Genomic DNA, 20,993 nt, shown 5'->3' with positions numbered 1-20,993 from the left:
TAAGACTTGCCCTTATTGCCTCGACCCCCTTTGGTCTTTGCGTCCCACCCTGGTTCCTAAGAACCGTTGCGGTAATAGAACTGTTACATCCGGGTCATGTTCCGACAAGAAAATAGCACTGCAGCATGAGAATTAGACGGGGATAAAGTGTTGATATCCGCCGGGAGAAAATTGTGGATAACTCCGGAAATCGAAACGCCGTGCGGTCTTGGCAATGGAAAACGCTGAATTCGACGAAATGACTCGATTTTCCTGACTTTCTGCACCCGCAAAGGCCATTTCGTTGCCGATTGCGGGTATTCACAGCCTCAGAGCATCGAATCAGACGGATCCGCGCTTACCATTGCCTGGCCAGAGATGTTCAGAGAAACTGGGGCCGGACGGCTCTCAGACCACAAGCTAAGCCGCGCTGAAGGTTCGCGAGACCCTAAACCACATATGCCGGGGAACGCCGCAATCCGGCACCGTGTGTTCAGGACCCTGTCGCTTGCAACCAAGATGCCGCCCGACCCGTCCCCCCTGAGGAGACGCTGTATCCGTATTTGAGAAACGTTCCGACCCGACCGAGATTACCTACTACGCGCTGCAACACGGTGCAGCCAGTACCCCCTACGGCCGGCCGGGCCGGAAACGCTTCAGTTCACCTGACGTTCGAGCACAACGCTGTACGTTGTCCCGCGACGCAGGCTACGGAAATCCGCGTAAATCTTGCCGTCCTCATAGCGCGCATCCACCAGCGCATTCACACCCACCTGCGGATCGGCCGAGCTTTCGACGATGCCGATGGTGCCCGACCCATCCAGACTGATGGTGCCGGTGGCGTCAAACACGCGCCAATCTGTGCCAGCATCCGGTCGCCACATGCTGGGCCCCCAGAACAGATTGTCCTGCTGCTGCTGGATATCCAGCACCCACTCTCCCTGATGAAAGCGCGGCGCATCTCCGGTGGCCACCCGAGACGGGGAGACCTTGGTATAAGTGCCCGTCCAGGCACCGCGCAGATCAGGTGTGGTTTCGGCCATCGAAGCCGTGGCAAGGCTGAGGCTTGTCGCCAGAGCGGCTGCTCCGGCAGTCATATATCTGGTCATGGGCTCTCCTCCAAAGTTCAGGGCCGTTGCTGGCCTGTTGTACAGATTGGAAGGGAGTGCGCAGGTTGCAACTTACCTAAGGGAAACTTCACAAACCGGTAATGTTTGCCTTATGCCCAGGCCAGCGCGGTACCGAGGATCACCAGACCGATGCCTGCCGCCTCGCGATACGAAAAGTTTTCGCCGAACAGAAAGAATGAGGCGATGGCGATCAGAACAACCTCGGCCCCCAGAATGCCGGTATAGATGATGCCCAGCCGTTCCTCGCGCAGCGCGGCGAGTTCCAGCGTCGCCCCGGCCAGCAGGGTCGCGACGATCAGCAGGCCAAGGCCCACGCCGGGGAGTTTCCACCAGAACTTCATCGCGATCATGGCCACAGAATAGAGACCCGCCGACCCGAGGGCGATAAGAGGGATCATGGATGTGGACATCTGCGCCTCCTGCTGAGGTTGCCGTGGGGTCAATCTTAGCAGGTGGGAGGGGTTGGGGCTGTGAGGTGGGTCACAACCCTCGGCTAGAACACAATCGCGATGAGTTCGGCCAGTCCGATCAGGCAGAGCAGTGCATTCGACGTCAGGACCAGCCCTTTCAAATTCCGCGCCTTTAGCCCGCGGGCGAAACTGGTCTGCGCAAACTCCTCGGTCATGTCATCCCGCAGGTTTTCAACGTCTTCCAACGCGGTCTTGCCCGCTAGAACGCCATAGGCCGTCACCGCAATCACCAACATAATCAACGGCAGAGCAAGCCCTTCGGGCCCAAACCCGATGATCGCAGCGATAGCGACATAGGCAAAGATCGAGGTGCGCATGATGTCGTAATAGTGGTCGAGACGGTTCATCGAAATCTGAGAACGCAGCTGCGGGTCCATAACTCTTCCCCCTATGAAAACTTGTTTGGAATGAAGGGAGTGTATCACTTTTTGCGGGATATCAGAAGTTTGGAGGTTGGGCTGGACCGAGGGCAGCGCTGGCCCGAGGGGGTGAGGCCCGTCTTGGAAACGGTCCAGTGGACCGTTTCAGGGCCGAACGGGCGGAGCCTCGGGGCGCAAACGCACTGCCCCATAGGTGCGGGTCGGCGCGGCCCGGCGATGCCGCCGGGCGGGTGGATTCGTCGGGGTACGGCTTCGCCTATTCGAGAAGATCATCGTCGCTTCTGTCTTCAAGTTGCCGGGAAGCATTTGTAACGTCGGGAATTTGGCCGACTTCTAAGTCATCGAAGTCCTTAGCAGCAGCGAAAACCTTAAGCCGTTTTTGTCTACCGTCCGGCGCATCCACAGATGTGAACGCGCAAACTGCTTCCATATTTTCGTCAAACTTACCCTTTTCGCGCAGTGCATACGCCCTTGCTGCATCGACAATTACAGTGAGCGAACGCCGATTTGCCTCTGCCAGCAAGTCAAAAGTAAATGCTTGTTCCTGCTCTAAATCGAACAGACGTCCAGTCCTGTTTCTTCCGTCAAAGCTGGTTACCAGAAAGCGTTGTGAACGAGTTTCATCGTTAAAAATGCTTTCGTACATGTATTCTTTACTCTCGGCATCCAACACAATCCGGTTTGCGTCTCCATTGATAAAGATATTGACGTTGGCTGATCCGTGATTGACCACTGAATGCGCCCTACGCACTGACGGTTCGGCGGCTTGAATCAAAGCGCCCAAATCACCTGCATTGATACGGCCATCGCTCTCAGCATCCTCAATTTCGGAAGAACCAATCAATCCGGTTGCTCGCTTAAAGACTGTTTCGATGAGCTTCCACGACGCGTTCGCCAAGCCTGATCCGTATGCCTCCACCAAGTACGGGGCAAACTGAGAAAACTCAAAAACGAACTCGTATGAACCAGGTCGCGTAGTCTTTAAATTAAGTACTAAGTCGAGATCCTTAAAATTCCGGCGTCTAATTTCGCCGTTTTGGGCAAAATAAAGCACCATCATCAAAGCTTGAGAGATTGCATGTGCGCTATCTAAAGCTGTAAAGGCTGGAACATTATGCTCGTCACTTTGGTCCCCGGTTAGAGAAATAACCAACCAACAGGGTTTTCTTCTGTCACAATTGCACCTTTAGGAAATATGGGGAATTGCGCGCCACCCTATAGGTTGCAATATGAGTGTAAAGATCAAAAACAAAAAGATAAAATATGATCTTGAAATGCAGATTATGTTGGTCGACTAGCCCCACAGCGTGGGCACGCTAGTTGGCTACGCCAACCGCTTTCGCCCACCCGCCTTAAAAATGGTCAGCCTTTAGCTGTCCATTTTTAAGGCGCTAATAAACGCCTCCTGCGGGATATCCACCTTCCCGAACTGGCGCATCTTTTTCTTACCCGCCTTCTGCTTGTCCAGCAGTTTGCGTTTCCGCGTGGCGTCGCCTCCGTAGCATTTGGCGGTCACGTCCTTGCGCAGCGCAGATAGGGTCTCGCGGGCGATGACCTTGCCTCCGATGGCGGCCTGGATCGGGATTTTGAACATGTGGCGCGGGATCAGGTCCTTGAGCTTTTCGCACATCGCCCGGCCCCGCATCTCGGCCCGGTCGCGGTGAACCATGGTTGACAACGCATCAACCGGCTCGTCATTCACCAGCACCGACATCTTGACCAGATTGTCCTCGGTATAGCCGGTCATCTGGTAGTCAAACGAGGCATAGCCCTTGGTCACCGATTTCAGGCGGTCGTAAAAGTCAAAGACGACCTCGTTCAGCGGCAGGTCATAGACGACCATGGCGCGGCTGCCCGCATAGGTCAGGTCCATCTGGATGCCGCGACGGTCCTGGCAGAGTTTCAGCACGTCGCCGAGGAATTCATCGGGAACCAAGATGGTCGCCTTGATGCGCGGCTCCTCGATATGGTCGACCTTGGACGGGTCGGGCATGTCGGCGGGGTTGTGCAGCTCGATCATCTCGCCGTCTTTCATGTAGACGTGATAGATCACCGACGGCGCGGTAGTGATGAGTTCGATATCATATTCGCGTTCGATGCGGTCGCGGATGACCTCAAGGTGTAGCAGGCCGAGGAAGCCACAGCGGAAGCCAAAGCCAAGTGCTGCCGAGGTTTCCATTTCAAAGCTGAAGCTGGCGTCGTTGAGGGCCAGCTTGTCGATCGCATCACGCAGGTCCTCGAATTCGGAACTGTCCACGGGGAAGAGGCCACAGAAGACCACCGGCTGCGCGGGTTTGAAGCCTGTCAGAGCCTCTCCGGTCCCGTTGCGGTCATTCGTGATGGTGTCGCCAACGCGAGTGTCGCGGACCTGTTTGATTGATGCGGTGAGAAAGCCGATCTCACCGGGGCCGAGGCTGTCGACCATCTCCATCTCAGGGCGGAACACGCCAACGCGGTCCACATGGTGCAGGGTGTTGTTCGACATGAACTTGACCCGCATGCCCTTTTTCAGCGTGCCGTCCATAATGCGGACCAGAACGATGACGCCGAGATAGGCGTCATACCAACTGTCGACCAGCATGGCCTTGAGCGGCGCGTCCAGATTGCCCTGCGGTGCAGGCAAGTGGTTGACGATAGATTCCAGCGTTTCGTGGATGCCCTGCCCGGTCTTGGCCGAAACCTGAATCGCCTCGGACGCGTCGATGCCGATCACATCCTCGATCTGTTCGGCCACGCGGTCACAGTCGGACGCAGGCAGGTCGATCTTGTTGAGTACCGGCACGATCTCATGATCTGCATCGATGGCTTGGTACACATTCGCCAACGTCTGCGCCTCGACCCCTTGGGTCGAGTCCACAACCAGCAGCGATCCTTCGACCGCGCGCATGGACCGCGAGACCTCATAGGCAAAGTCCACGTGGCCGGGTGTGTCGATCAGGTTTAGCACGTATTGCTCGCCATTGTCGGCGGTATAGTCGATGCGGACGGTGTTGGCCTTGATGGTGATGCCGCGCTCGCGCTCGATATCCATGCTGTCGAGCAGCTGTTCCTTCATGTCACGATCCTTGACCGTTCCGGTCTCTTGGATGAGCCGGTCAGCAAGGGTGGATTTGCCATGGTCGATATGCGCGACGATGGAGAAATTGCGGATATGAGCGAGGTCTGTCATGGGTTGGGGATATGCGTCGGAATTGGGCTGTGGTCAAGGTGGGACGACATGCGGGGAAACCCTTTGTTCCCAAGCTCTCGGCCCAGTCAGACCAAACCGTTTTTGACCAGCGCTGCATTCATCCAATGCGTCTCGCTTTGCACATGGCCCTCACGTACGTATTTAGCAAGGTGTATGGGCATGTCTTCTTCCTTGAAGGCCCCAGTGGTGCGAACGACAAACCCCTCTTGTTTTTCGAGATCGAGACCCGCAATTACATCCTTTGCGATCTGTGCCGAAAACCGCCCGCGATAAAGTTCAGGAACCGCTGTGACCCCAAGTTCGACAAAGCGCGAAAGCGTCGCGTCTCAAGGTTGAACTTCCTCAGCCTTGATCCAAGCAAATCCCAGAAAATATGTCGGCAGCTCTGAATAAGTGATGGAATGACGCGCGAACAAATACTCGCCCACAATTCGTTCACCCTCGGCAAGTAGAGGCGCTATACCGGCTGCAAATGCCTTCATCCAATCTCGCGACGGATGATATCTCGCGTCGAGGCTGCGGGGGTGACAGCCTAGGCTATGGATCGTGGTATTCTCACCGTCCATCTTTTCAGTGAACACCACTTCGTCAGCCATCTCTAACACGGCAACGCTAGACATGATTTTGTCATCACTCGTGGCGCCAGGAGATTGCGGCAAGTGAAATGTGCGTCCGTATTTCTTAAGCATAGTGGTCTCATGAGGGGTTTCTAAGCAAAGTCGGGTTAGACAACGCGACATTCGCAAACCGTGCAATCACTTTTTCTCAACGTTTGATTGATCCCCTTCCCCGTTTGATTCATACTCCTGCGAAGACCGAGAGGGGCATAAGACCCCTCCGGGCAGGCAAACATGAGGCATGAGCATGAAAAAGTTCCTCTTAATCGCATTCTGTGCCACGTCGCTGACAGCGGTGGCTCCGGTAGTGGACGCAGCACAGATCAAACGCGCCTGTTTGGCGTCGGATCGCTCAGCTGCGACGCGGGATCGGTGCAGTTGCATTCAACGGGTGGCCAACCAGGCGTTGACCCGCAGCGATCAGAAGACCGTTGCCAAGTGGTTCCGCGACCCGCATCAGGCGCAAGAGCTCAAGATGTCGAAGACCCAGCGCGACGATGCGCTGTGGGACCGGTATCGGAACTTCGGTCAGATGGCGCAGGCGATCTGCAACTAGGCTGATCAATCCTTGACCTGACCTGAACTGCGCCCCAGAAAGGCGCAGCGAAAGGGATATCTGATGGTTATGAAAGGGCTGACCCTGCGCGGCCTCGAAGTATTCGAGGCGCTGGCGCGGACGGGATCGGTGGCGCAGGCTGCCGAAATCACGGGGCTCAGCCAGCCGTCGGTGTCCCAGCAATTGCGCAATCTGGAAAAGGCAGTGGGCACCGATCTGGTGGATCACACACGGCGCCCGATGCGCCTGACCCAGGCAGGGCGCAGCTTTCTGGCCCGCGCGCAGGCGGTTCTGGCCGAGTTGCAAATCGCCCAAAGCGAGCTGACCGTGATGGATTTGGGTCACCTTGCAACCCTGTCCATCGGCCTGATTGACGATTTCGACAATGACCTGACCCCGCGACTGGCCACTCTGTTGGCCGAAAGTCTGACGCGGTCAAAGTTCAAACTGATCACACTGCCTAGCCTCGACCTGTTCGAAGAACTTGAGGCGCAGCGCCTGCAGCTTGTGGTGTCAGCCCATAGCGGCGAGGTGCTGGAAGGCGTGGTCGAATACCCATTGGTTCGCGATCCCTTCATTCTGGTGACGCCCAAAGGGGCCGAAAACGCCATGCAGGATCTGCCCTTCCTGCGCTATGCCCGCGAGCAGTTGATCAGCCGCCAGATTGAGGCCCATCTGGCGCGCCAGCAGCTGGAATTTGAAGAACGGTTCGAAATCGGTTCTCATCTGGCGCTGATGGCGATGGTCGCGCGCGGCCTCGGCTGGGCGATTACGACGCCGCTGGGCTATATGCGGGCGGCGAGATTCCATGACGGTCTTGAGGCGCACCCTGCCCCGATCGGAGACGTTTCGCGGACGATTTCCTTGTTCACCCGCACCGACTGGTCAGGTCAGGTTCCGCAAGAGGTCGCAGGCATGATGCGCCGCCTAATGGGCAGCCAGATTGTTGACCCGGCCCTTGCGCAATTGCCATGGCTGAACACTCGCCTAAAGTTGATGAGCTAGCCGCGTAGATGCGCGTCGAGACCTTCGACCGCTGCCTCGATTAGATCCAATGCTCCATCGAAGTCACGTGTATAGTATGGGTCCGGGACGTGGTCTGTGCCGATATGTGGCACAAAATCCGTCAGCAGACGCACCGGGGTTTCGTTCCCGGCTGGTCGCAGTGCCTCGATATTCGCGATGTTGTCGGCATCCATCCCGATGATCAGATCGAACCTGTCGAAATCCCTGGCCGTGAATTGCCGCGCCCGTAAATCATCCAGTTTAATGCCGCGCGACTGAGCTGCCTTTTGCATCGGCCCATAAGGTGGGTCACCGATGTGCCAGCCCGACGTCCCCGCACTATCGGTAGTATGATGCGGCGCGCGGGTGCGAAAGACACCTTCGGCGGCGGGAGAACGGCAGATATTGCCCAGACAGACGAACAAGATACGGTGGGTCATGAACCACTGTGTAACGCGAAGGGCCAAGATGGAAAAGATCGTCATTCTGACAGGGGCCGGGATTTCCGCCGAAAGCGGTTTGGGCACGTTCCGCGACGAGGGCGGTTTGTGGGCGCAGCATCGAATTGAGGACGTCGCCACGCCCGAGGGGTTCGCGCGTGATCCCGCGCTGGTGCACGAGTTTTATAATGCCCGCCGCGCACAGGCCGCCGAGGCGCAACCTAACGCGGCCCACGATGCACTTGCCCGACTACAGCGGGACTGGCCCGGCGAGGTTGTGATCGTCACACAAAACGTCGACAGCCTGCACGAGGCCGGTGGCGCGCAAGGCGTGATCCACATGCACGGAACGCTGGCCGGGGCGCTTTGCGCGGCCTGTGGCCACCGCTGGGCGGCACCGCCCGAGATGGCCGTGGGCGAGCCCTGCCCTGCCTGCGCAGCCCCCACCGCGCGCCCGGATGTGGTGTGGTTTGGTGAGATGCCTTATCACATGGACGCCATCTATGATCATCTGGCAGACGCAAGTATCTTCGCCGCCATTGGCACTTCGGGTCAGGTCTATCCCGCCGCGGCCTTCGTGCACGAGGCCATGATGTCCGGGGCAAGAACTGTCGAACTGAATCTCGAGCCGTCGACCGGCGCATCCAGTTTCGACGATGTCATACTGGGCCCCGCAACAGAAACCATTCCGCGCTGGGTCGATCAGATCCTGAACGCGCAATAGGGCGAAACCCGCAGACAAGTGGCGAATTTCCTTGCTATACTAGTGCCCTAACAACCCGAGAGGTCCCCATGACAGACCCCAAAAACCAACAAGGTGAAATCCTTGACGATGACAGGCTCGATACGCGTGGCGCCCTTGGTGATCAGCTAACGAACCTGTGGTGGACATTCTTGCTGCGCGGAATTCTGGCCGGGGCGCTTGGGATCGCAGCGCTATTCTGGCCGACGGGCAGCATCTCATTGCTGATCCGTCTGGTGGGCGTTCTGCTGGTCCTTGATGGCGGCCTGACACTGCTGGGGTTTGGCCGGCGTGGCCTGATTGGCGGTTTCGGCATCGGGGCACTTCTGATCGGACTGATCCTGCTGATCTGGCCGGAAGGCGTCGCGCGCCTCGCGTTCTTTTTGCTCGGCGCCTGGGCTTTGATTGTCGGGATAGGCTCGCTGATGGCGTGGCGGCAATTGCCCGATGCACATCCTGATGCATCCACCATGCGCAACTCCGGCATTGTCGCGCTGTTGATCGGCCTTGTTTTGTTGTTCTGGCCGGGCAGTGGCATGGTGGCGCTGGGCTGGGCGATTGCTTTCTCGGCGCTGGCCTTTGCCGCAGTAATGCTCTGGCTGGCCATGCGCTTCAAGCGCGCCCATGACCGCCTGGCGATGCGGGTGGTCAACCGCTGAACCTTTTCCACAACGACAAAAGGCCGGGAATATCCCGGCCTGACGCATGGATGACGGCCGCAGCGCGGCCCGAATTCAGGCGCAGCTCTAGTTCGAATGCGAACCGTGACCGCCGGTGTCCTTACGCTCCAAATCCACCGGAATTTCGATCTCGACTTCGCCTGCTGTCTCGAAGATCAGCGTAACGGGAACCATTGCATCCTGCTCAAACGGGGCTGTCAGGCCCATGAACATCACGTGGTCGGCACCGCGCTTCAGCATGTGCGTTTCACCCGCCGGGATGGCAATGCCCTCTTCGACATGGGTCATTTTGGCAACGCCATTTTCGTCGACAATATGGGTGTGCAGCTCGACCCGAGCCGCAGCGTCGGATTCCACGCCGATCAAACGGTCATCGGTCGCGCCGGTGTTCTGGATCATCATGAAGGCCGCGCCAGCTTTGGCCGTTTTACCCGATGATCGGGCATAAGCGTCATCGACGGTGATCGTGTCCTGCGCAAAAGCAGCCGTAGCAATAGTTGCGGCGGCAAGGGTGGTCAGCAGTCTGGATGTGAGGGACATAGCGCCTCTCCTGTAGTTTGGTGTTTGATAAGAATTGATAATGAATCAAACACTTGCAGGAGGTGCCCGGGCTGGTTGAAACGGTATAGGCAGAGCGATCAGATTCTCCGCGATACGCGATGGCATGGGTCGATCGGTGTCCGGGGCAACTGGCAGGGACGGTTCCGCAATGCTCACCGCGCCCAACAGGTTCAACGCATAATCCGGACAGAAGTGCGGGGCCTTTGTCGGCTGCCCTTCGGCATCCATATAGACCACGACCGGACCAGATCCGGTACACAGCACCATATGCCCCACCGCCCGGTCCACACCGCGCGATGCAGCAACGCCCTGCCCGGTCAAAACGACCAGCAGCGACAGCACAAACGGCAGAACTTTGTTCAGAACGGGTTTCATCCTGTCCCCGATATAGGCCAGAGACAAAACGGGCTTCAAGCGCAATCAGACACGCTTGAAGCCCAGGGCCGGGAGGACAATGTCAGCGATCCGGTTCCGGGCGCTTGACGGACCCTTTTGTCAGGCTCGTATGCAGCCGATTCACCCGACGCTGCATCCGCAGACATGCCCCAAACGTTTTGCCGAAAAAGTCGGCCAGTAGGGAGAAAGAAGGTAATGATTTGAACGACATGAGGTTGAACTCCGCCAGATGAATATGCCTAAACATAATACGGGTAGAGCAAACGGTATGTGAACAATTTCACCCAACGCGGAAATTTAATTCCAAATTGAGAACAGCACTCTGCACAAAACGAAAAAACCCTGCACCAAAAGGTACAGGGCCTGAATTCTCGCAGGAAAAAGGTCTTAGGCCGAAGCTTGCGCCTTGGCGATTTCCTTTTTCACTTTCAATGCGTTGTTGGACAGCTCATCGTCCTTGGCTTTCGCCAGGAACGCGTCCAGACCACCACGGTGGTCCACCGAACGCAGGGCAGCCGCCGAGATGCGCAGCTTGACGCCACGGCCCAGCGTTTCCGACTGCAGCGTAACGTCGTTCAGGTTGGGCAGAAAACGACGACGAGTTCTGTTTTTGGCATGGCTGACATTGTTGCCAGTCATCGGGCCTTTTCCGGTCAGTTCGCAACGGCGCGACATGGTTTCTTCCTTTGTTTCTGGAGGCCAGGCATTACACCCTCGGCCAAATCACAAGGGGCACAACCCGAAGTCGCGCCCGAAAACTGGTTGGATGCATGTAGTGGGAATCACAGACGGGGTCAAGCCATATGCCAAGGATTCACAGCACCAAGTTTTCATTTAATTCTCCCAGCCGTTTCAGGGCGTGATTTTCCAATTCAGGACGACCTGTTTTTGCCGCTGCGGCCGCCAGACGCGCCCAGTACCGGGGGCTTTTTAGTCGCGCAGCACGATGCACACGGACCATTCTTTCCGGTGACAACCGCTGACGAAGCAGCATTTTCTGTAGCCTGCCATATCCACCGGTTTGCCTTATAACTTTTGTCGCAGGATGACCAGTGAAGCAAAGCCTTACGATATTCATTGTGGGAAAGGCGTCTTGGACCATGCGGGCATTCAATAAATCGGCACGGTTGAACGGATCAATCAGAATGAGGCCGCGCACAGGATAAGAGCGACTCGGCAGCGCCCCAAGATCAGGATCGAAGTCTGTCGCCCACTTTTTGAAACGCGGGTCAAATGGCACGTGATGTTCAGAAATTGAGAACTGCGGTGAAACAGCAAGAAGATATTTCAAGTTTAGCTCTCGCGCCAAGCGGAGACCGGCGTAACCACGCATTAAAAAGCCCATCGCCGCGACGTGTTCCATTCCCTGGGTCAGCCGCGACAGGCAGGCCTCAAGTTCAGGTGTTTCAGAGTTTACATACCAATCATTCAGCCGAGCCTGCACATGCAAATGCGCATATCCCGCCTGTATGAAGGTTGCCGCTGGCCGCGGTTCCGGAAACCGCCCCGGATCAGACACCCGGTGGCGAAAGGTGACATACAAGCGAGGCTGACCTAGATTGAAAAGCGTGGCACGCAGTCGATTTCCATCAAAAATCCGACATTGCTACATTCTTCAACTGCGCTTTTTTTGACCAGTATCGCCTGCCTGATCGGGCTATTTCATTCAATCACGTATTCAGGGCGGGTTCTACATAACTGCTTTTTTGGGGATTTAAACATCCGAGGGGCGTTCCCCTATACGTTATAGCCCTGCAGCAGTGGTTTTTCATTCTTTAGGTGCCGAGCCACGAGGCGCGCTTGTTGGGGGCCTTTAGGGATGTACCGGGCCGGGTTGGGATTGTGGTTCACATCCGCCAATTCCGGAAAGATATCGAATATTTCACGTCGGGCTTCCAGGCTAAGGGTCATGAGCGCCTCAGGCCCGGTAAACAGGCTTTCGCTTGGGGCGTTTTCGGCAAAGATAACCTCGTGACGGTCAAAAAGCAGGTGGTAATATTCGACGCTGTCCACCGTAGCATCAACGAATATCCCTGGCAGCGCGGTCAGTTTTATCGCCGGAATCAGAACTTCGGGCTCGCCAAACATTCGTTCTGCGATTTTCGACTGCACCAGCATTCTGTGCTGCCGTGATACCAACAGATCCCGTTTGGGCAACCCATTGCCCAAGGCGCCTGCCAATATGCGGACGGGGCGACGTTTCGGGTCGCCCGCCAATGCCACCGAGTCAAATTTACGGCGCCCGATCCAGCGGATCGGTTGCATCCCGTTGCCCCGCGTTGGGATCATATCCCCCTGTCGGAGATCCTGAATAAGGACCGGACCACGTTGTGCCTGAATTACTGTATCGCGGGTAAAGCACAAAAACCCTGTGCCGGATTCAAACCCGCTATAGTTGACCACGATCCCTGAGGGCAATTCGAAGCTGCCGCTGGAAAGCGAATAGGATTGCCCGACAACAACGGTGAACGTTCCGAAATTTGCGTCGGTTACAACTGTGCCCACCGGAAGGTTCAGCGCGTCCTGCCCGCCGCCGCCCTGAACATCCCCGGTGACTTGGGTTCGGATAAAGTTCAGGGTGTCATTGCCCTGCCCCAAACGGATATTGCCGACGCCTACGTCAAAAACCGTGACGGTATCCGCATCGCGACCCGCATTGATCTGCCCATCGATCTGGGCGTTGAACACGGTGATTTCATCGTTTCCGGCGTTGCCGCGTACACTCCCGGAAATAGTACTGCTTACAATCGTGATCTCATCGTCACCGCCACGGGCGCGAATATCATCAATGGGCGTGCCCTGGGGCGTACCGTTCAGCGTACCTTCGTCGCCGGTGACTTCGATATCGTCGTCACCATTTGTCCCACGGATATTGGGCATGCACGGCTATCTCCGACGCGTTCATTTGTTGACTTGCGCACCATCGAGACTATCGACTTCCCCTCGAAGCAGCACAATCAAAAATTGTATCTTTGCCCATAATACATGATTTTGGCGCACCCTCCACCTCTGACGCTAAAAGGCGTCTAGTGTGTTGCTAGGATACTAAGCATTCGTTCCGCAGCCGCCGTCGGGCTAAGATTGCCTGCGCCAACATCGGATCCAAGGCGATCCATTTCTGCGCGGGCGGTCGGCGTATCCAACCGAGATAGCAGCGCGTATCGCACTTCTTGATCGAACCAGAACCGCGCCTGCGCCGCGCGGTTGCCATCCCAATGGCCGTTTTCACGCCGCCAGCCTGACAGAGTGGTCATTTCGTCCCAGGCTTGGTCAAGCCCATGTTCCTCGACCGCGGAAACAGTCATCGCCTTGGGAAAACCCTCGGGGTCCTGCGGGCGTTTTCGCAGCAGGCGCAAAGCCCCCGCGTAGTCAGCACAGGTGCGGGTGGCCGTGGCTTTCAGATCTCCATCCGCCTTGTTCACAAGGATCATGTCGGCCATTTCCATGATTCCGCGTTTAACCCCCTGCAACTCATCCCCGCCCGCAGGCGCAAGCAACAGAAGGAACAGATCCGACATTTCGGAAACGACGGTCTCGGACTGCCCGACTCCTACAGTTTCAATCAGCACCACGTCGAACCCTGCCGCCTCGCACAGGGCAATCGCCTCGCGGGTGCGGCGGGCCACGCCGCCCAAATGGGATTGGCTGGGGGACGGACGGATAAAGGCGTTCTTCTCACGACTCAACCGCTCCATCCGGGTTTTGTCACCCAGAATAGAACCACCTGAACGGGTCGAACTGGGGTCGACAGCCAGGACCGCAACGCGGAGGCCCTGCTCGATCAGCATCATGCCAAAGCTTTCGATAAAGGTGGATTTGCCCACCCCCGGAGTACCGGACAACCCAACGCGCAGGGATTGCCGCCCGGCTTTGGCCACATGCGCCAGCAATTCAGACGCCTGTGCCCGATGATCCGCGCGACCACTTTCGACCAGAGTGATTGCCCGGGCCAGCGCACGCCGGTCTCCGTTCAAAATCTTATCACCTAGGCTGTCCATATCCATTCCGACCCCGATCTTTTGCGGCACGACTACTTGCCGCCCCAACGGGTGGTTTGTCCAGACCGGACCGCGCAGGAAACCTGCCTAAAACCCGCATTTTGCACCTATGTGTTGCTGTTGATCCTCTTTGACCGGACCGCCGCTGGCTCTATGCCGCAGCGGCGCGATCATCGTCATTGGGAAACAGCGGAACTGGACGTTGCGCCGTGGTTGGCTGATAAAGCGCCAATGACAACACGCCTGCCCATCGATGACGCCATCCCCGAATTGCTTAACGCCCTGAAGGCCAATGGCCGGGCCGTTTTGCAAGCCCCTCCGGGCGCGGGCAAGACAACGCGGGTACCTCTGGCGATGCTTGAGGCCGGGTTGTGCAATGGCAAGATCATTATGCTCGAACCCCGCAGGCTTGCTGCGCGGGCCGCGGCAGAGCGGATGGCGGAAACTTTGGGGCAACGTGCGGGTGAAACCGTCGGTTACCGCGTGCGCGGCGATGCGAAAACCTCAAAGACAACCCGCATCGAAGTGGTGACCGAAGGCATTCTGACCCGAATGCTGCAATCTGAACCGGATCTGCCAGGCGTCGGCGCGGTGATTTTTGACGAGTTCCACGAACGATCTTTGAACGCGGACCTGGGACTTGCCCTGTGCCTTGAGGTTACGGGCGCACTACGCGACGACCTGATCCTGCTGGCGATGTCCGCAACCCTGGACGCCGAACCCGTCGGCCAACTGATGGACGCGCCGGTGGTGACATCCGAAGGACGCAGTTACTCGGTTGAATCCCGTTGGCTGGACCGGCCATTGGGCGCGCAGGCAAGACGGTTGGATGCTCTGATTGATCTGGTCGTCCAGGCCGAGCATGAAACCGAGGGCGGCATGCTCGTGTTTCTGCCCGGCGAGGGCGAAATTCGCAGAGCCGAAGCCGCATTACCCAAACGATTGCCTGGCGATTGCGCAATTAAACCTCTGTTCGGCGCAATGCCCTTTGCCGCCCAACGTGCGGCGATTGCCCCGGCAGAAACTGGGCGAAAGGTGGTTCTTGCGACCTCAATCGCCGAGACCTCGCTGACCATTCCCGACATTCGTGTGGTCGTGGACATGGGCCAGGCGCGCCGGGCGCGGTTCGATCCGGGTTCTGGCATGTCGCGTCTGGTCACGGAACGGGTGACGCGGGCCGAAGCAACCCAACGCGCAGGTCGTGCAGGGCGCGTGGCCGAGGGCGTGTGTTACCGGCTGTGGTCCAAGGGGGAAGAAGGCGCGCTGGCCGCCTACCCCCCTGCCGAAATCGAAGCCGCCGACCTGACGGGCCTTGCGCTGGAACTGGCACTTTGGGGGGCCGAACCGGATGACCTGGCCTTTTTGACACCACCACCCGAAGGAACGATGGCCGAGGCCCGCACATTGCTGAACATGCTGGGTGCGTTGGATGTCAAAGGGCGGATCACCGACCACGGACGGGCCTTGGCTGCCCTGCCCCTGCATCCTCGGCTGGGGCATATGCTGGTGACGGCCGGGACAAGCGCCGCTCCGCTGGCGGCGCTGATGGCAGAACGCGATCCACTGAAAGGTGCCCCGGTAGATCTGCTGCTGCGACTCGAGGCATTGCGCGATACCCGCGCCTTTCAACGCAACCGGGTGTGGCAGATCAACATGGGCGCGCTGGAACGGATCAGAGCCGAGAGCAAGCGGCTGAAAACACGAAGCAACGAGACAGACCTGAGCCCTGCCGCGATGGCCGCCTTGGCCTATCCCGACCGAATTGGACAACGTCGCAAAGGCGATGTGCCACGTTACGTTCTGTCCGGCGGCAAGGGCGTCGTGCTGGACAACGGTGACACATTGGCGGCCGCGCCCTATCTTGTGGTGACAGATACGGACGGAAACCCGCGCGAGGCCAAGGTGCGCATGGCCGCACAAATCTCAGAGCGTGAAATCCGGGACCTGTTCGCGGATCAGATCGAATGGGTAGACAGCTGCGCGTGGTCGAAACGCGAACGCCGGGTCATTGCGCGCACGCAGGAACGCCTTGGCGCGATCACTCTGGATGACCGTATCTGGAAGGACGCGCCGGACGAGGCCATCGCCCGCGCCATGCTGGACGGAGTGCGTGATCTGGGGTTACGACTGGAAGGCGCCTCTGCGCGATTGGCCGCGCGGGTGGAATTGGTGCGCGCCGAAGGGATCGACCTGCCGGACTTTTCAATGGATGGGTTAATGGAAACGCTGGACGACTGGCTGCTGCCCATATTGTCAGGTCAGCGCAGTGCAGACGACTGGAAAAAGTTTGACCTGCTGCCTGCCCTGCGTGCCCGGCTGGATTGGGCCCAAACGCAGGAATTGGACCGTCGCGCGCCGGGATCGTTTGAAACACCGCTGGGCCGCAAGGTGCCGATTGATTATGGCGGAGCGGTGCCCGAGATTTCGGTCCGCCTGCAGGAATTGTTCGGTGTCACCCGGCATCCGGTTATCGGGGGCGAGTCGCTCAAGATCACTCTGCTGTCCCCTGCGCGGCGACCAATCCAGATCACGCGCGATCTGCCCGGATTTTGGGCCGGATCTTACGCGGATGTGCGCAAGGACATGCGGGCGCAATATCCAAAACACCCCTGGCCCGAGGATCCGACCCAGGCCGATCCAACCTTGCGGGCCAAGCGGCGGACCTGACGTTCGTTTGCTTCAGAAAATGCGTTCGTTCAATAGATGCATTGAAGCCTCGGTTTATAGTTGTTATGTCACTTTTCCTTGAACCTAAGAAAAGTACTGGCACTTAATCGATGGCATCTTGGCTGAACAATATCTGGGAAGAAGTTGGCAAACCCTTCTTCCAGCGCCCTCACAGGGTCCAGTTTGCAGCCTTGTGCGTACGCGGGACCGGCGACGACAAGCAAGTCCTGTTGATCACCAGCCGTGGCACAGGCCGTTGGGTCATCCCAAAGGGATGGCCGATTGACGGCATGGACGGGGCCGAGACTGCCAAAGAAGAAGCATGGGAAGAAGCCGGGGTGAAAGTGAAACACCTTGGCCGCAAGGCCGTCGGACATTTCACCTATGACAAGATCCTGGATGACGGCACAGCCCAGCCCGTACGCACCAATGTGTATCGCATAGATGTCAAAGATCTGGCCGAGGAATTCCCCGAAGTCAGCGAGCGTGAACGGTGCTGGTTTTCGCCGCATGAGGCCGCAGAGCTGGTGCAAGAGCCAGAACTGCGCGAAATGCTGCGTCAAATGTAACGCTTTCGCAACAAACTTCTGTGAGGCCGGTTGCAACGTGACCGGGCAACCGTTAACCGCGCCGGTTAAACCGTATCACCCACAGAAAACCGATGTCGAACACGAACGAAAAAAACCGCTGGCAGGCTCTGGACAGCGATCTGCACCGAATTTCGCGCCTTGAGCATGCAAACGTGCACGTGGCACGACCGCTTCTTGCACCAGGTATAGCGCTGGCATTCATTGTCATGGCGGGGCTTATCGCGGCAATTCTGTTCGGTCGGGCCGATGGCGGGCTGATCGTCATCGCGGCCGCCGGTTTTGGGGCCTATATGGCAATCAACATCGGTGCCAACGACGTTGCGAACAACATGGGCCCTGCGGTTGGCGCGAACGCACTGACCATGGGCGGGGCAATCGCCATCGCGGCCGTCGCGGAAAGCGCGGGGGCTCTGCTGGCGGGCGGCGACGTCGTCTCGACCATCTCCAAGGGCATTATCGACCCAGCTTCGGTCCAGAACAGTAATGTCTTTATCTGGGCGATGATGGCGGCGCTGATCTCATCAGCGCTGTGGGTCAATCTGGCCACATGGGTCGGCGCGCCTGTTTCCACCACACACTCGGTCGTGGGCGGTGTGATGGGCGCTGGCATTGCTGCAGCGGGTCTCAGCGCGGTTAGCTGGGGCACAATGAGCGCGATTGCAGCTAGCTGGGTGATCTCTCCGGTTTTGGGCGGCGCGATTGCTGCGGGATTTCTGGCGCTGATCAAGGCCAAAATTCAATATCAGGACGACAAGATCGCCGCGGCCCGCCGCTGGGTACCCATTCTTGTGGCCGTGATGGCTGGTGCATTTGCCACCTATTTGTCGGTGAAAGGCTTGAAGCGGATCGTGAAAATCGATCTGGAAATTGCGCTTTTGATTGGTCTGACCTCAGGCTTTCTTGCCTGGGCCGTGACTGTGCCATGGGTTCGGCGCAAATCCGAAGGACTTGAGAACCGAACCAAATCGCTGAAAACACTGTTTGGATTGCCTCTGGTGATCTCGGCCGGGTTCCTGAGCTTCGCCCATGGCGCCAATGACGTTGCCAATGCAGTTGGCCCACTGGCGGCAATCGTGCATGCCGCCGAGTTCGGTGATTTCGCCTCAAAAGTCACGATCCCGACATGGGTGATGGTGATCGGAGCCTTTGGCATTTCGTTTGGCCTGTTCCTGTTTGGCCCCAAACTGATCCGGATGGTGGGCAGCCAGATCACTAAGCTAAATCCGATGCGCGCATTCTGCGTCGCCTTGTCGGCAGCCATCACGGTGATTGTCGCAAGTTGGCTTGGGCTACCGGTCAGTTCGACCCACATTGCAGTCGGCGCAGTGTTCGGCGTTGGGTTTTACCGGGAATGGAATCAGGATCGCCGGCGCAAGAAAAGCAATGATCGCCGTCCGCCCGAGCAGCGCATTGCTCGCGAAGAGCAGCGGCGGCGCAAACTGGTTCGGCGGTCGCATTTCATGACCATTGTGGCCGCATGGGTAATCACGGTCCCGGCGGCGGCGACAATGTCGGCGGTGATCTTCTGGATCCTGACTGCGTTCACCTGAACGCGGTCGGATCACTGGATAATCTGATCGGGTGACAAGCTCTCGTCCAGCTTCTGTTCAATCAATTCCTGAACCCTTGCGCAGATCGGCGTACGCCGCCCATGTTGCGCACCCAGTCGGACAATCTCGCCTTGCAGGCTGCCGATTTCCGTAACGCGCCCCGCCATGAGATCATAGGCCATCGACGTTCGCGCGCTGGGGTCGATGGTCAGCATCCGCGCGGCGATCCGGGAAAACAATGGCGTTGGAAGACGTAGGATATGTGGTGTAACCCAAGCAGGCAACGGGGTCGTCGACGTGACAGGATGACCAGCGGCCTTTAGCACGCCCAAAGCCTCGGACATCTGATCGGCCATCAAACAGCGCCATTTGCGGTCCAGCAGTTGATCCTTCAATGTCAGCCCCGACAACGCATTCAGCGCATTGTTCAGATTGATGACCAGCTTGCCCCATTGCACGGCTTCGATCTCGTCACTTTCGATCACTGGCAGATTGGTTGAACTGAGTGCCTGCCCCAAGTCACCCGGGCCGGATTGGATCACGATTTCGCCGGACGTCGCGCGGTGGAAAGTAGCAGGTTCGGGCGGCACAACATTGAAGGGCACCATTCCTGCGCGAACATCATGATCCGGCAATACTGCCTGCAGAACGCGGGCGTTTTCCATTCCGTTCTGCCACGACAGAACCGGCGCAGACGTTGGCGCGAATTGCGCAATCTGACCTGCCATACCCGCCGTGGCCGCCGTTTTGACAGTAACGATCACCAACTCAGCATCTATCAGGCAATCAGGGTTTTCCGACGTCGTTAGATTTTCGGCCGCCACATAAAGATGCAGGCCGGAAAAATCGGTAACGGTCAGGCCATTCTCGCGGATCGGGTTCAGAATGCGAGGACGGCCCAACAGGGTTACCGAGTGTCCGGCATCAGTCAGGAAAGCCCCGCAATAGCATCCAATGCTGCCGGCACCTGCGATAACGATCTTCATTGCGCCCCTCCCATTGAGACGAGGATTGCCGGTATCGCGGGTTCGGACAAGGCCCCCTGACGCTTGGTCAACGCGCCCGTCTTGGCTTAGTGCGCTCCAAGTCTTCTGAGATCGGAATAAACTCCTGATCGTCGCCGGGCGGTAGATGGAAGGCACCATTGGCCCAATCGGCGGCTTTCCATTCGCGCGTCGCGTTTTCAATCTTTTCCCTCGACGACGACACGAAGTTCCACCAAATGTACCGTTCTTCGTTTAACGTCGCACCGCCCAACAACATCAATCGCGCGCCAAGTGGACCGGCCTTAACCGACAGGTGGTCGCCCGGGCGGAACACCATCATGCGACCTTCCTCGAACATGTCACCAGCAATCTCGACCGAACCCTGAGTGACGTAGACGCCACGATCTTCATGATCGTCGGGCAGTGGAAAGGCGGCGCCGGGTTCAAGCTGCACGTCCAGATAGAAGGTATCCGACAGCATCGTCACCGGGCTGGTTTCGCCATATGCCGAACCAAGGATCAACCGGGCACTGACACCGTTGTCTTGGATATGCGGTAATGCGCCCTGTTTGTGGTGTTCGAAATCGGGAGGCATATCTTCATGCGCCTCGGGCAGCGCGATCCAGGTCTGGATGCCAAACAGGCTGTGCCGCTTGCCGCGCGTTTCTTCGCTGGTGCGTTCCGAATGGGTCACGCCGCGCCCAGCCACCATCCAATTGACCTCACCGGGATAGATCATCTGATGGGTGCCCAAACTGTCGCGATGTTCGAACTCACCCTGATACAGATAGGTCACCGTACCCAAGCCAATATGAGGGTGCGGCCGCACGTCGATGCCACCATCTGTGATGAACTCGGCGGGTCCCATCTGATCGAAAAAGATGAACGGGCCGACCAGTTGCCGTTTGACCGAAGGCAGCGCACGCCGCACTTCGAACCCGCCCAAATCGCGGGCACGGGGAATAATCAGCGTTTCCAGAGGCGAATCCTCAGGGTGTTGGGTGGGGTTCCAACTCATGACTGCTCTCCTGTGATCGGTCCGTTCAGTTCACTGAT

Annotated in this window: 22 protein-coding genes; 7 read left to right on the top strand and 15 right to left on the bottom strand. The window is 57.9% G+C overall.

Annotation, left to right across the window (positions count from 1 at the left end):
- Positions 1-635 precede the first annotated feature (635 nt).
- From AC2FFP_RS16545 to AC2FFP_RS16520, 6 genes are all read right to left on the bottom strand, one after another.
- The gene (locus tag AC2FFP_RS16545; RefSeq protein ID WP_496881249.1) at positions 636-1,088 is read right to left on the bottom strand and encodes a hypothetical protein; all 453 of its coding nucleotides are present in this window, start codon (positions 1,086-1,088) and stop codon (positions 636-638) included.
- A gap of 110 nt (positions 1,089-1,198) precedes the next feature.
- Complete coding sequence (locus tag AC2FFP_RS16540; RefSeq protein ID WP_058272206.1) at positions 1,199-1,519, bottom strand: hypothetical protein; 321 nt, start codon at positions 1,517-1,519, stop codon at positions 1,199-1,201.
- Positions 1,520-1,602: 83 nt separating this feature from the next.
- A complete protein-coding gene (locus tag AC2FFP_RS16535; protein WP_496881248.1) occupies positions 1,603-1,956 on the bottom strand; it encodes a hypothetical protein in 354 nt (117 codons plus the stop codon).
- Between the two features lie 259 nt (positions 1,957-2,215).
- On the bottom strand, positions 2,216-3,112 hold the full coding sequence (locus AC2FFP_RS16530) for a DUF7946 domain-containing protein (RefSeq protein ID WP_496881247.1): 897 nt from the start codon (positions 3,110-3,112) through the stop codon (positions 2,216-2,218).
- A gap of 216 nt (positions 3,113-3,328) precedes the next feature.
- Positions 3,329-5,128 carry a translation elongation factor 4 gene (gene lepA / locus AC2FFP_RS16525; RefSeq protein ID WP_496881246.1) on the bottom strand — a complete coding sequence of 600 codons (1,800 nt, stop codon included), beginning with the start codon at positions 5,126-5,128 and terminating at the stop codon, positions 3,329-3,331.
- Between the two features lie 347 nt (positions 5,129-5,475).
- Positions 5,476-5,838 (bottom strand): RNA ligase family protein, encoded by a 363-nt coding sequence (locus AC2FFP_RS16520; RefSeq protein WP_496768223.1) that lies wholly within the window; start codon positions 5,836-5,838, stop codon positions 5,476-5,478.
- 175 nt (positions 5,839-6,013) lie between these two features.
- Between AC2FFP_RS16520 and AC2FFP_RS16515 the strand changes: the two genes are divergently transcribed.
- Positions 6,014-6,322 (top strand): hypothetical protein, encoded by a 309-nt coding sequence (locus AC2FFP_RS16515; RefSeq protein ID WP_496780242.1) that lies wholly within the window; start codon positions 6,014-6,016, stop codon positions 6,320-6,322.
- Positions 6,323-6,385: 63 nt separating this feature from the next.
- The gene (locus tag AC2FFP_RS16510; protein ID WP_496780244.1) at positions 6,386-7,327 is read left to right on the top strand and encodes a LysR family transcriptional regulator; all 942 of its coding nucleotides are present in this window, start codon (positions 6,386-6,388) and stop codon (positions 7,325-7,327) included.
- Here AC2FFP_RS16510 and AC2FFP_RS16505 read toward each other — a convergent pair.
- Complete coding sequence (locus AC2FFP_RS16505) at positions 7,324-7,767, bottom strand: low molecular weight protein-tyrosine-phosphatase (RefSeq protein ID WP_496844751.1); 444 nt, start codon at positions 7,765-7,767, stop codon at positions 7,324-7,326. The two genes, AC2FFP_RS16510 and AC2FFP_RS16505, sit on opposite strands and share 4 nt — an antisense overlap.
- A 28-nt stretch (positions 7,768-7,795) precedes the next feature.
- On the opposite strand from AC2FFP_RS16505, the gene AC2FFP_RS16500 reads away from it, so the two are divergent.
- Positions 7,796-8,491, top strand: a complete 696-nt coding sequence (locus AC2FFP_RS16500) for an NAD-dependent deacylase (protein ID WP_496844750.1) — start codon at positions 7,796-7,798, stop codon at positions 8,489-8,491.
- Between the two features lie 68 nt (positions 8,492-8,559).
- The gene (locus AC2FFP_RS16495) at positions 8,560-9,168 is read left to right on the top strand and encodes an HdeD family acid-resistance protein (RefSeq protein WP_496844749.1); all 609 of its coding nucleotides are present in this window, start codon (positions 8,560-8,562) and stop codon (positions 9,166-9,168) included.
- Positions 9,169-9,255: 87 nt separating this feature from the next.
- On the opposite strand, the gene AC2FFP_RS16490 is transcribed toward AC2FFP_RS16495, so the two are convergent.
- The 6 genes from AC2FFP_RS16490 to meaB all read right to left on the bottom strand — a co-directional run bounded on the left by AC2FFP_RS16490 (position 9,256) and on the right by meaB (position 14,150).
- Positions 9,256-9,729 carry a copper chaperone PCu(A)C gene (locus tag AC2FFP_RS16490; RefSeq protein ID WP_496844747.1) on the bottom strand — a complete coding sequence of 158 codons (474 nt, stop codon included), beginning with the start codon at positions 9,727-9,729 and terminating at the stop codon, positions 9,256-9,258.
- A 45-nt stretch (positions 9,730-9,774) separates the two neighbouring features.
- Positions 9,775-10,125, bottom strand: coding sequence for a hypothetical protein (locus tag AC2FFP_RS16485; protein WP_496881245.1), 351 nt, complete (start codon positions 10,123-10,125; stop codon positions 9,775-9,777).
- Between the two features lie 408 nt (positions 10,126-10,533).
- A complete protein-coding gene (gene rpmB, locus AC2FFP_RS16480) occupies positions 10,534-10,821 on the bottom strand; it encodes a 50S ribosomal protein L28 (protein ID WP_058272217.1) in 288 nt (95 codons plus the stop codon).
- A gap of 139 nt (positions 10,822-10,960) precedes the next feature.
- On the bottom strand, positions 10,961-11,689 hold the full coding sequence (locus tag AC2FFP_RS16475) for an alpha/beta hydrolase (protein ID WP_496881244.1): 729 nt from the start codon (positions 11,687-11,689) through the stop codon (positions 10,961-10,963).
- A 194-nt stretch (positions 11,690-11,883) separates the two neighbouring features.
- Positions 11,884-13,026: a Hint domain-containing protein gene (locus AC2FFP_RS16470; protein ID WP_496768212.1), complete on the bottom strand. Its 1,143-nt coding sequence runs from the start codon at positions 13,024-13,026 to the stop codon at positions 11,884-11,886.
- A gap of 146 nt (positions 13,027-13,172) precedes the next feature.
- Entirely contained in the window at positions 13,173-14,150 is a 978-nt protein-coding gene (gene meaB / locus AC2FFP_RS16465; protein WP_496768414.1) for a methylmalonyl Co-A mutase-associated GTPase MeaB, read from the bottom strand.
- A 225-nt stretch (positions 14,151-14,375) separates the two neighbouring features.
- On the opposite strand from meaB, the gene hrpB reads away from it, so the two are divergent.
- From hrpB to AC2FFP_RS16450, 3 genes are all read left to right on the top strand, one after another.
- A complete protein-coding gene (gene hrpB / locus AC2FFP_RS16460; protein ID WP_496881278.1) occupies positions 14,376-16,811 on the top strand; it encodes an ATP-dependent helicase HrpB in 2,436 nt (811 codons plus the stop codon).
- Between the two features lie 110 nt (positions 16,812-16,921).
- Complete coding sequence (locus tag AC2FFP_RS16455; protein WP_496740516.1) at positions 16,922-17,380, top strand: NUDIX hydrolase; 459 nt, start codon at positions 16,922-16,924, stop codon at positions 17,378-17,380.
- Between the two features lie 92 nt (positions 17,381-17,472).
- The gene (locus AC2FFP_RS16450; RefSeq protein WP_496768210.1) at positions 17,473-18,951 is read left to right on the top strand and encodes an inorganic phosphate transporter; all 1,479 of its coding nucleotides are present in this window, start codon (positions 17,473-17,475) and stop codon (positions 18,949-18,951) included.
- 11 nt (positions 18,952-18,962) lie between these two features.
- On the opposite strand, the gene AC2FFP_RS16445 is transcribed toward AC2FFP_RS16450, so the two are convergent.
- On the bottom strand, positions 18,963-19,937 hold the full coding sequence (locus AC2FFP_RS16445) for a 2-dehydropantoate 2-reductase (RefSeq protein ID WP_496768209.1): 975 nt from the start codon (positions 19,935-19,937) through the stop codon (positions 18,963-18,965).
- A 67-nt stretch (positions 19,938-20,004) separates the two neighbouring features.
- Complete coding sequence (locus AC2FFP_RS16440; RefSeq protein ID WP_496768207.1) at positions 20,005-20,955, bottom strand: pirin family protein; 951 nt, start codon at positions 20,953-20,955, stop codon at positions 20,005-20,007.
- Between the last annotated feature and the right edge of the window lie 38 nt (positions 20,956-20,993).

The sequence above is a fragment of the Ruegeria sp. YTSC004 genome, from assembly GCF_059609805.1.
The sequence above is the reverse complement of the archived record's forward strand: the minus strand, read 5'-3'. Positions and strand labels throughout refer to the sequence as shown.

What these genes read in the sequence shown, in the direction of transcription:
- AC2FFP_RS16495 (WP_496844749.1), top strand. Translation starts at nt 8,560, where the DNA reads ATGACAGACCCCAAAAACCAACAAGGTGAAATCCTTGACGATGACAGG.
- AC2FFP_RS16500 (WP_496844750.1), top strand. Translation starts at nt 7,796, where the DNA reads ATGGAAAAGATCGTCATTCTGACAGGGGCCGGGATTTCCGCCGAAAGC.
- lepA (WP_496881246.1), bottom strand. Translation starts at nt 5,128, where the DNA reads ATGACAGACCTCGCTCATATCCGCAATTTCTCCATCGTCGCGCATATC.
- AC2FFP_RS16535 (WP_496881248.1), bottom strand. Translation starts at nt 1,956, where the DNA reads ATGGACCCGCAGCTGCGTTCTCAGATTTCGATGAACCGTCTCGACCAC.
- AC2FFP_RS16520 (WP_496768223.1), bottom strand. Translation starts at nt 5,838, where the DNA reads ATGCTTAAGAAATACGGACGCACATTTCACTTGCCGCAATCTCCTGGC.
- AC2FFP_RS16440 (WP_496768207.1), bottom strand. Translation starts at nt 20,955, where the DNA reads ATGAGTTGGAACCCCACCCAACACCCTGAGGATTCGCCTCTGGAAACG.
- AC2FFP_RS16450 (WP_496768210.1), top strand. Translation starts at nt 17,473, where the DNA reads ATGTCGAACACGAACGAAAAAAACCGCTGGCAGGCTCTGGACAGCGAT.
- AC2FFP_RS16510 (WP_496780244.1), top strand. Translation starts at nt 6,386, where the DNA reads ATGGTTATGAAAGGGCTGACCCTGCGCGGCCTCGAAGTATTCGAGGCG.
- rpmB (WP_058272217.1), bottom strand. Translation starts at nt 10,821, where the DNA reads ATGTCGCGCCGTTGCGAACTGACCGGAAAAGGCCCGATGACTGGCAAC.
- AC2FFP_RS16540 (WP_058272206.1), bottom strand. Translation starts at nt 1,519, where the DNA reads ATGTCCACATCCATGATCCCTCTTATCGCCCTCGGGTCGGCGGGTCTC.
- AC2FFP_RS16470 (WP_496768212.1), bottom strand. Translation starts at nt 13,026, where the DNA reads ATGCCCAATATCCGTGGGACAAATGGTGACGACGATATCGAAGTCACC.
- AC2FFP_RS16485 (WP_496881245.1), bottom strand. Translation starts at nt 10,125, where the DNA reads ATGAAACCCGTTCTGAACAAAGTTCTGCCGTTTGTGCTGTCGCTGCTG.
- AC2FFP_RS16505 (WP_496844751.1), bottom strand. Translation starts at nt 7,767, where the DNA reads ATGACCCACCGTATCTTGTTCGTCTGTCTGGGCAATATCTGCCGTTCT.
- AC2FFP_RS16455 (WP_496740516.1), top strand. Translation starts at nt 16,922, where the DNA reads ATGGCATCTTGGCTGAACAATATCTGGGAAGAAGTTGGCAAACCCTTC.
- AC2FFP_RS16445 (WP_496768209.1), bottom strand. Translation starts at nt 19,937, where the DNA reads ATGAAGATCGTTATCGCAGGTGCCGGCAGCATTGGATGCTATTGCGGG.
- hrpB (WP_496881278.1), top strand. Translation starts at nt 14,376, where the DNA reads ATGACAACACGCCTGCCCATCGATGACGCCATCCCCGAATTGCTTAAC.
- meaB (WP_496768414.1), bottom strand. Translation starts at nt 14,150, where the DNA reads ATGGATATGGACAGCCTAGGTGATAAGATTTTGAACGGAGACCGGCGT.
- AC2FFP_RS16490 (WP_496844747.1), bottom strand. Translation starts at nt 9,729, where the DNA reads ATGTCCCTCACATCCAGACTGCTGACCACCCTTGCCGCCGCAACTATT.
- AC2FFP_RS16545 (WP_496881249.1), bottom strand. Translation starts at nt 1,088, where the DNA reads ATGACCAGATATATGACTGCCGGAGCAGCCGCTCTGGCGACAAGCCTC.
- AC2FFP_RS16515 (WP_496780242.1), top strand. Translation starts at nt 6,014, where the DNA reads ATGAAAAAGTTCCTCTTAATCGCATTCTGTGCCACGTCGCTGACAGCG.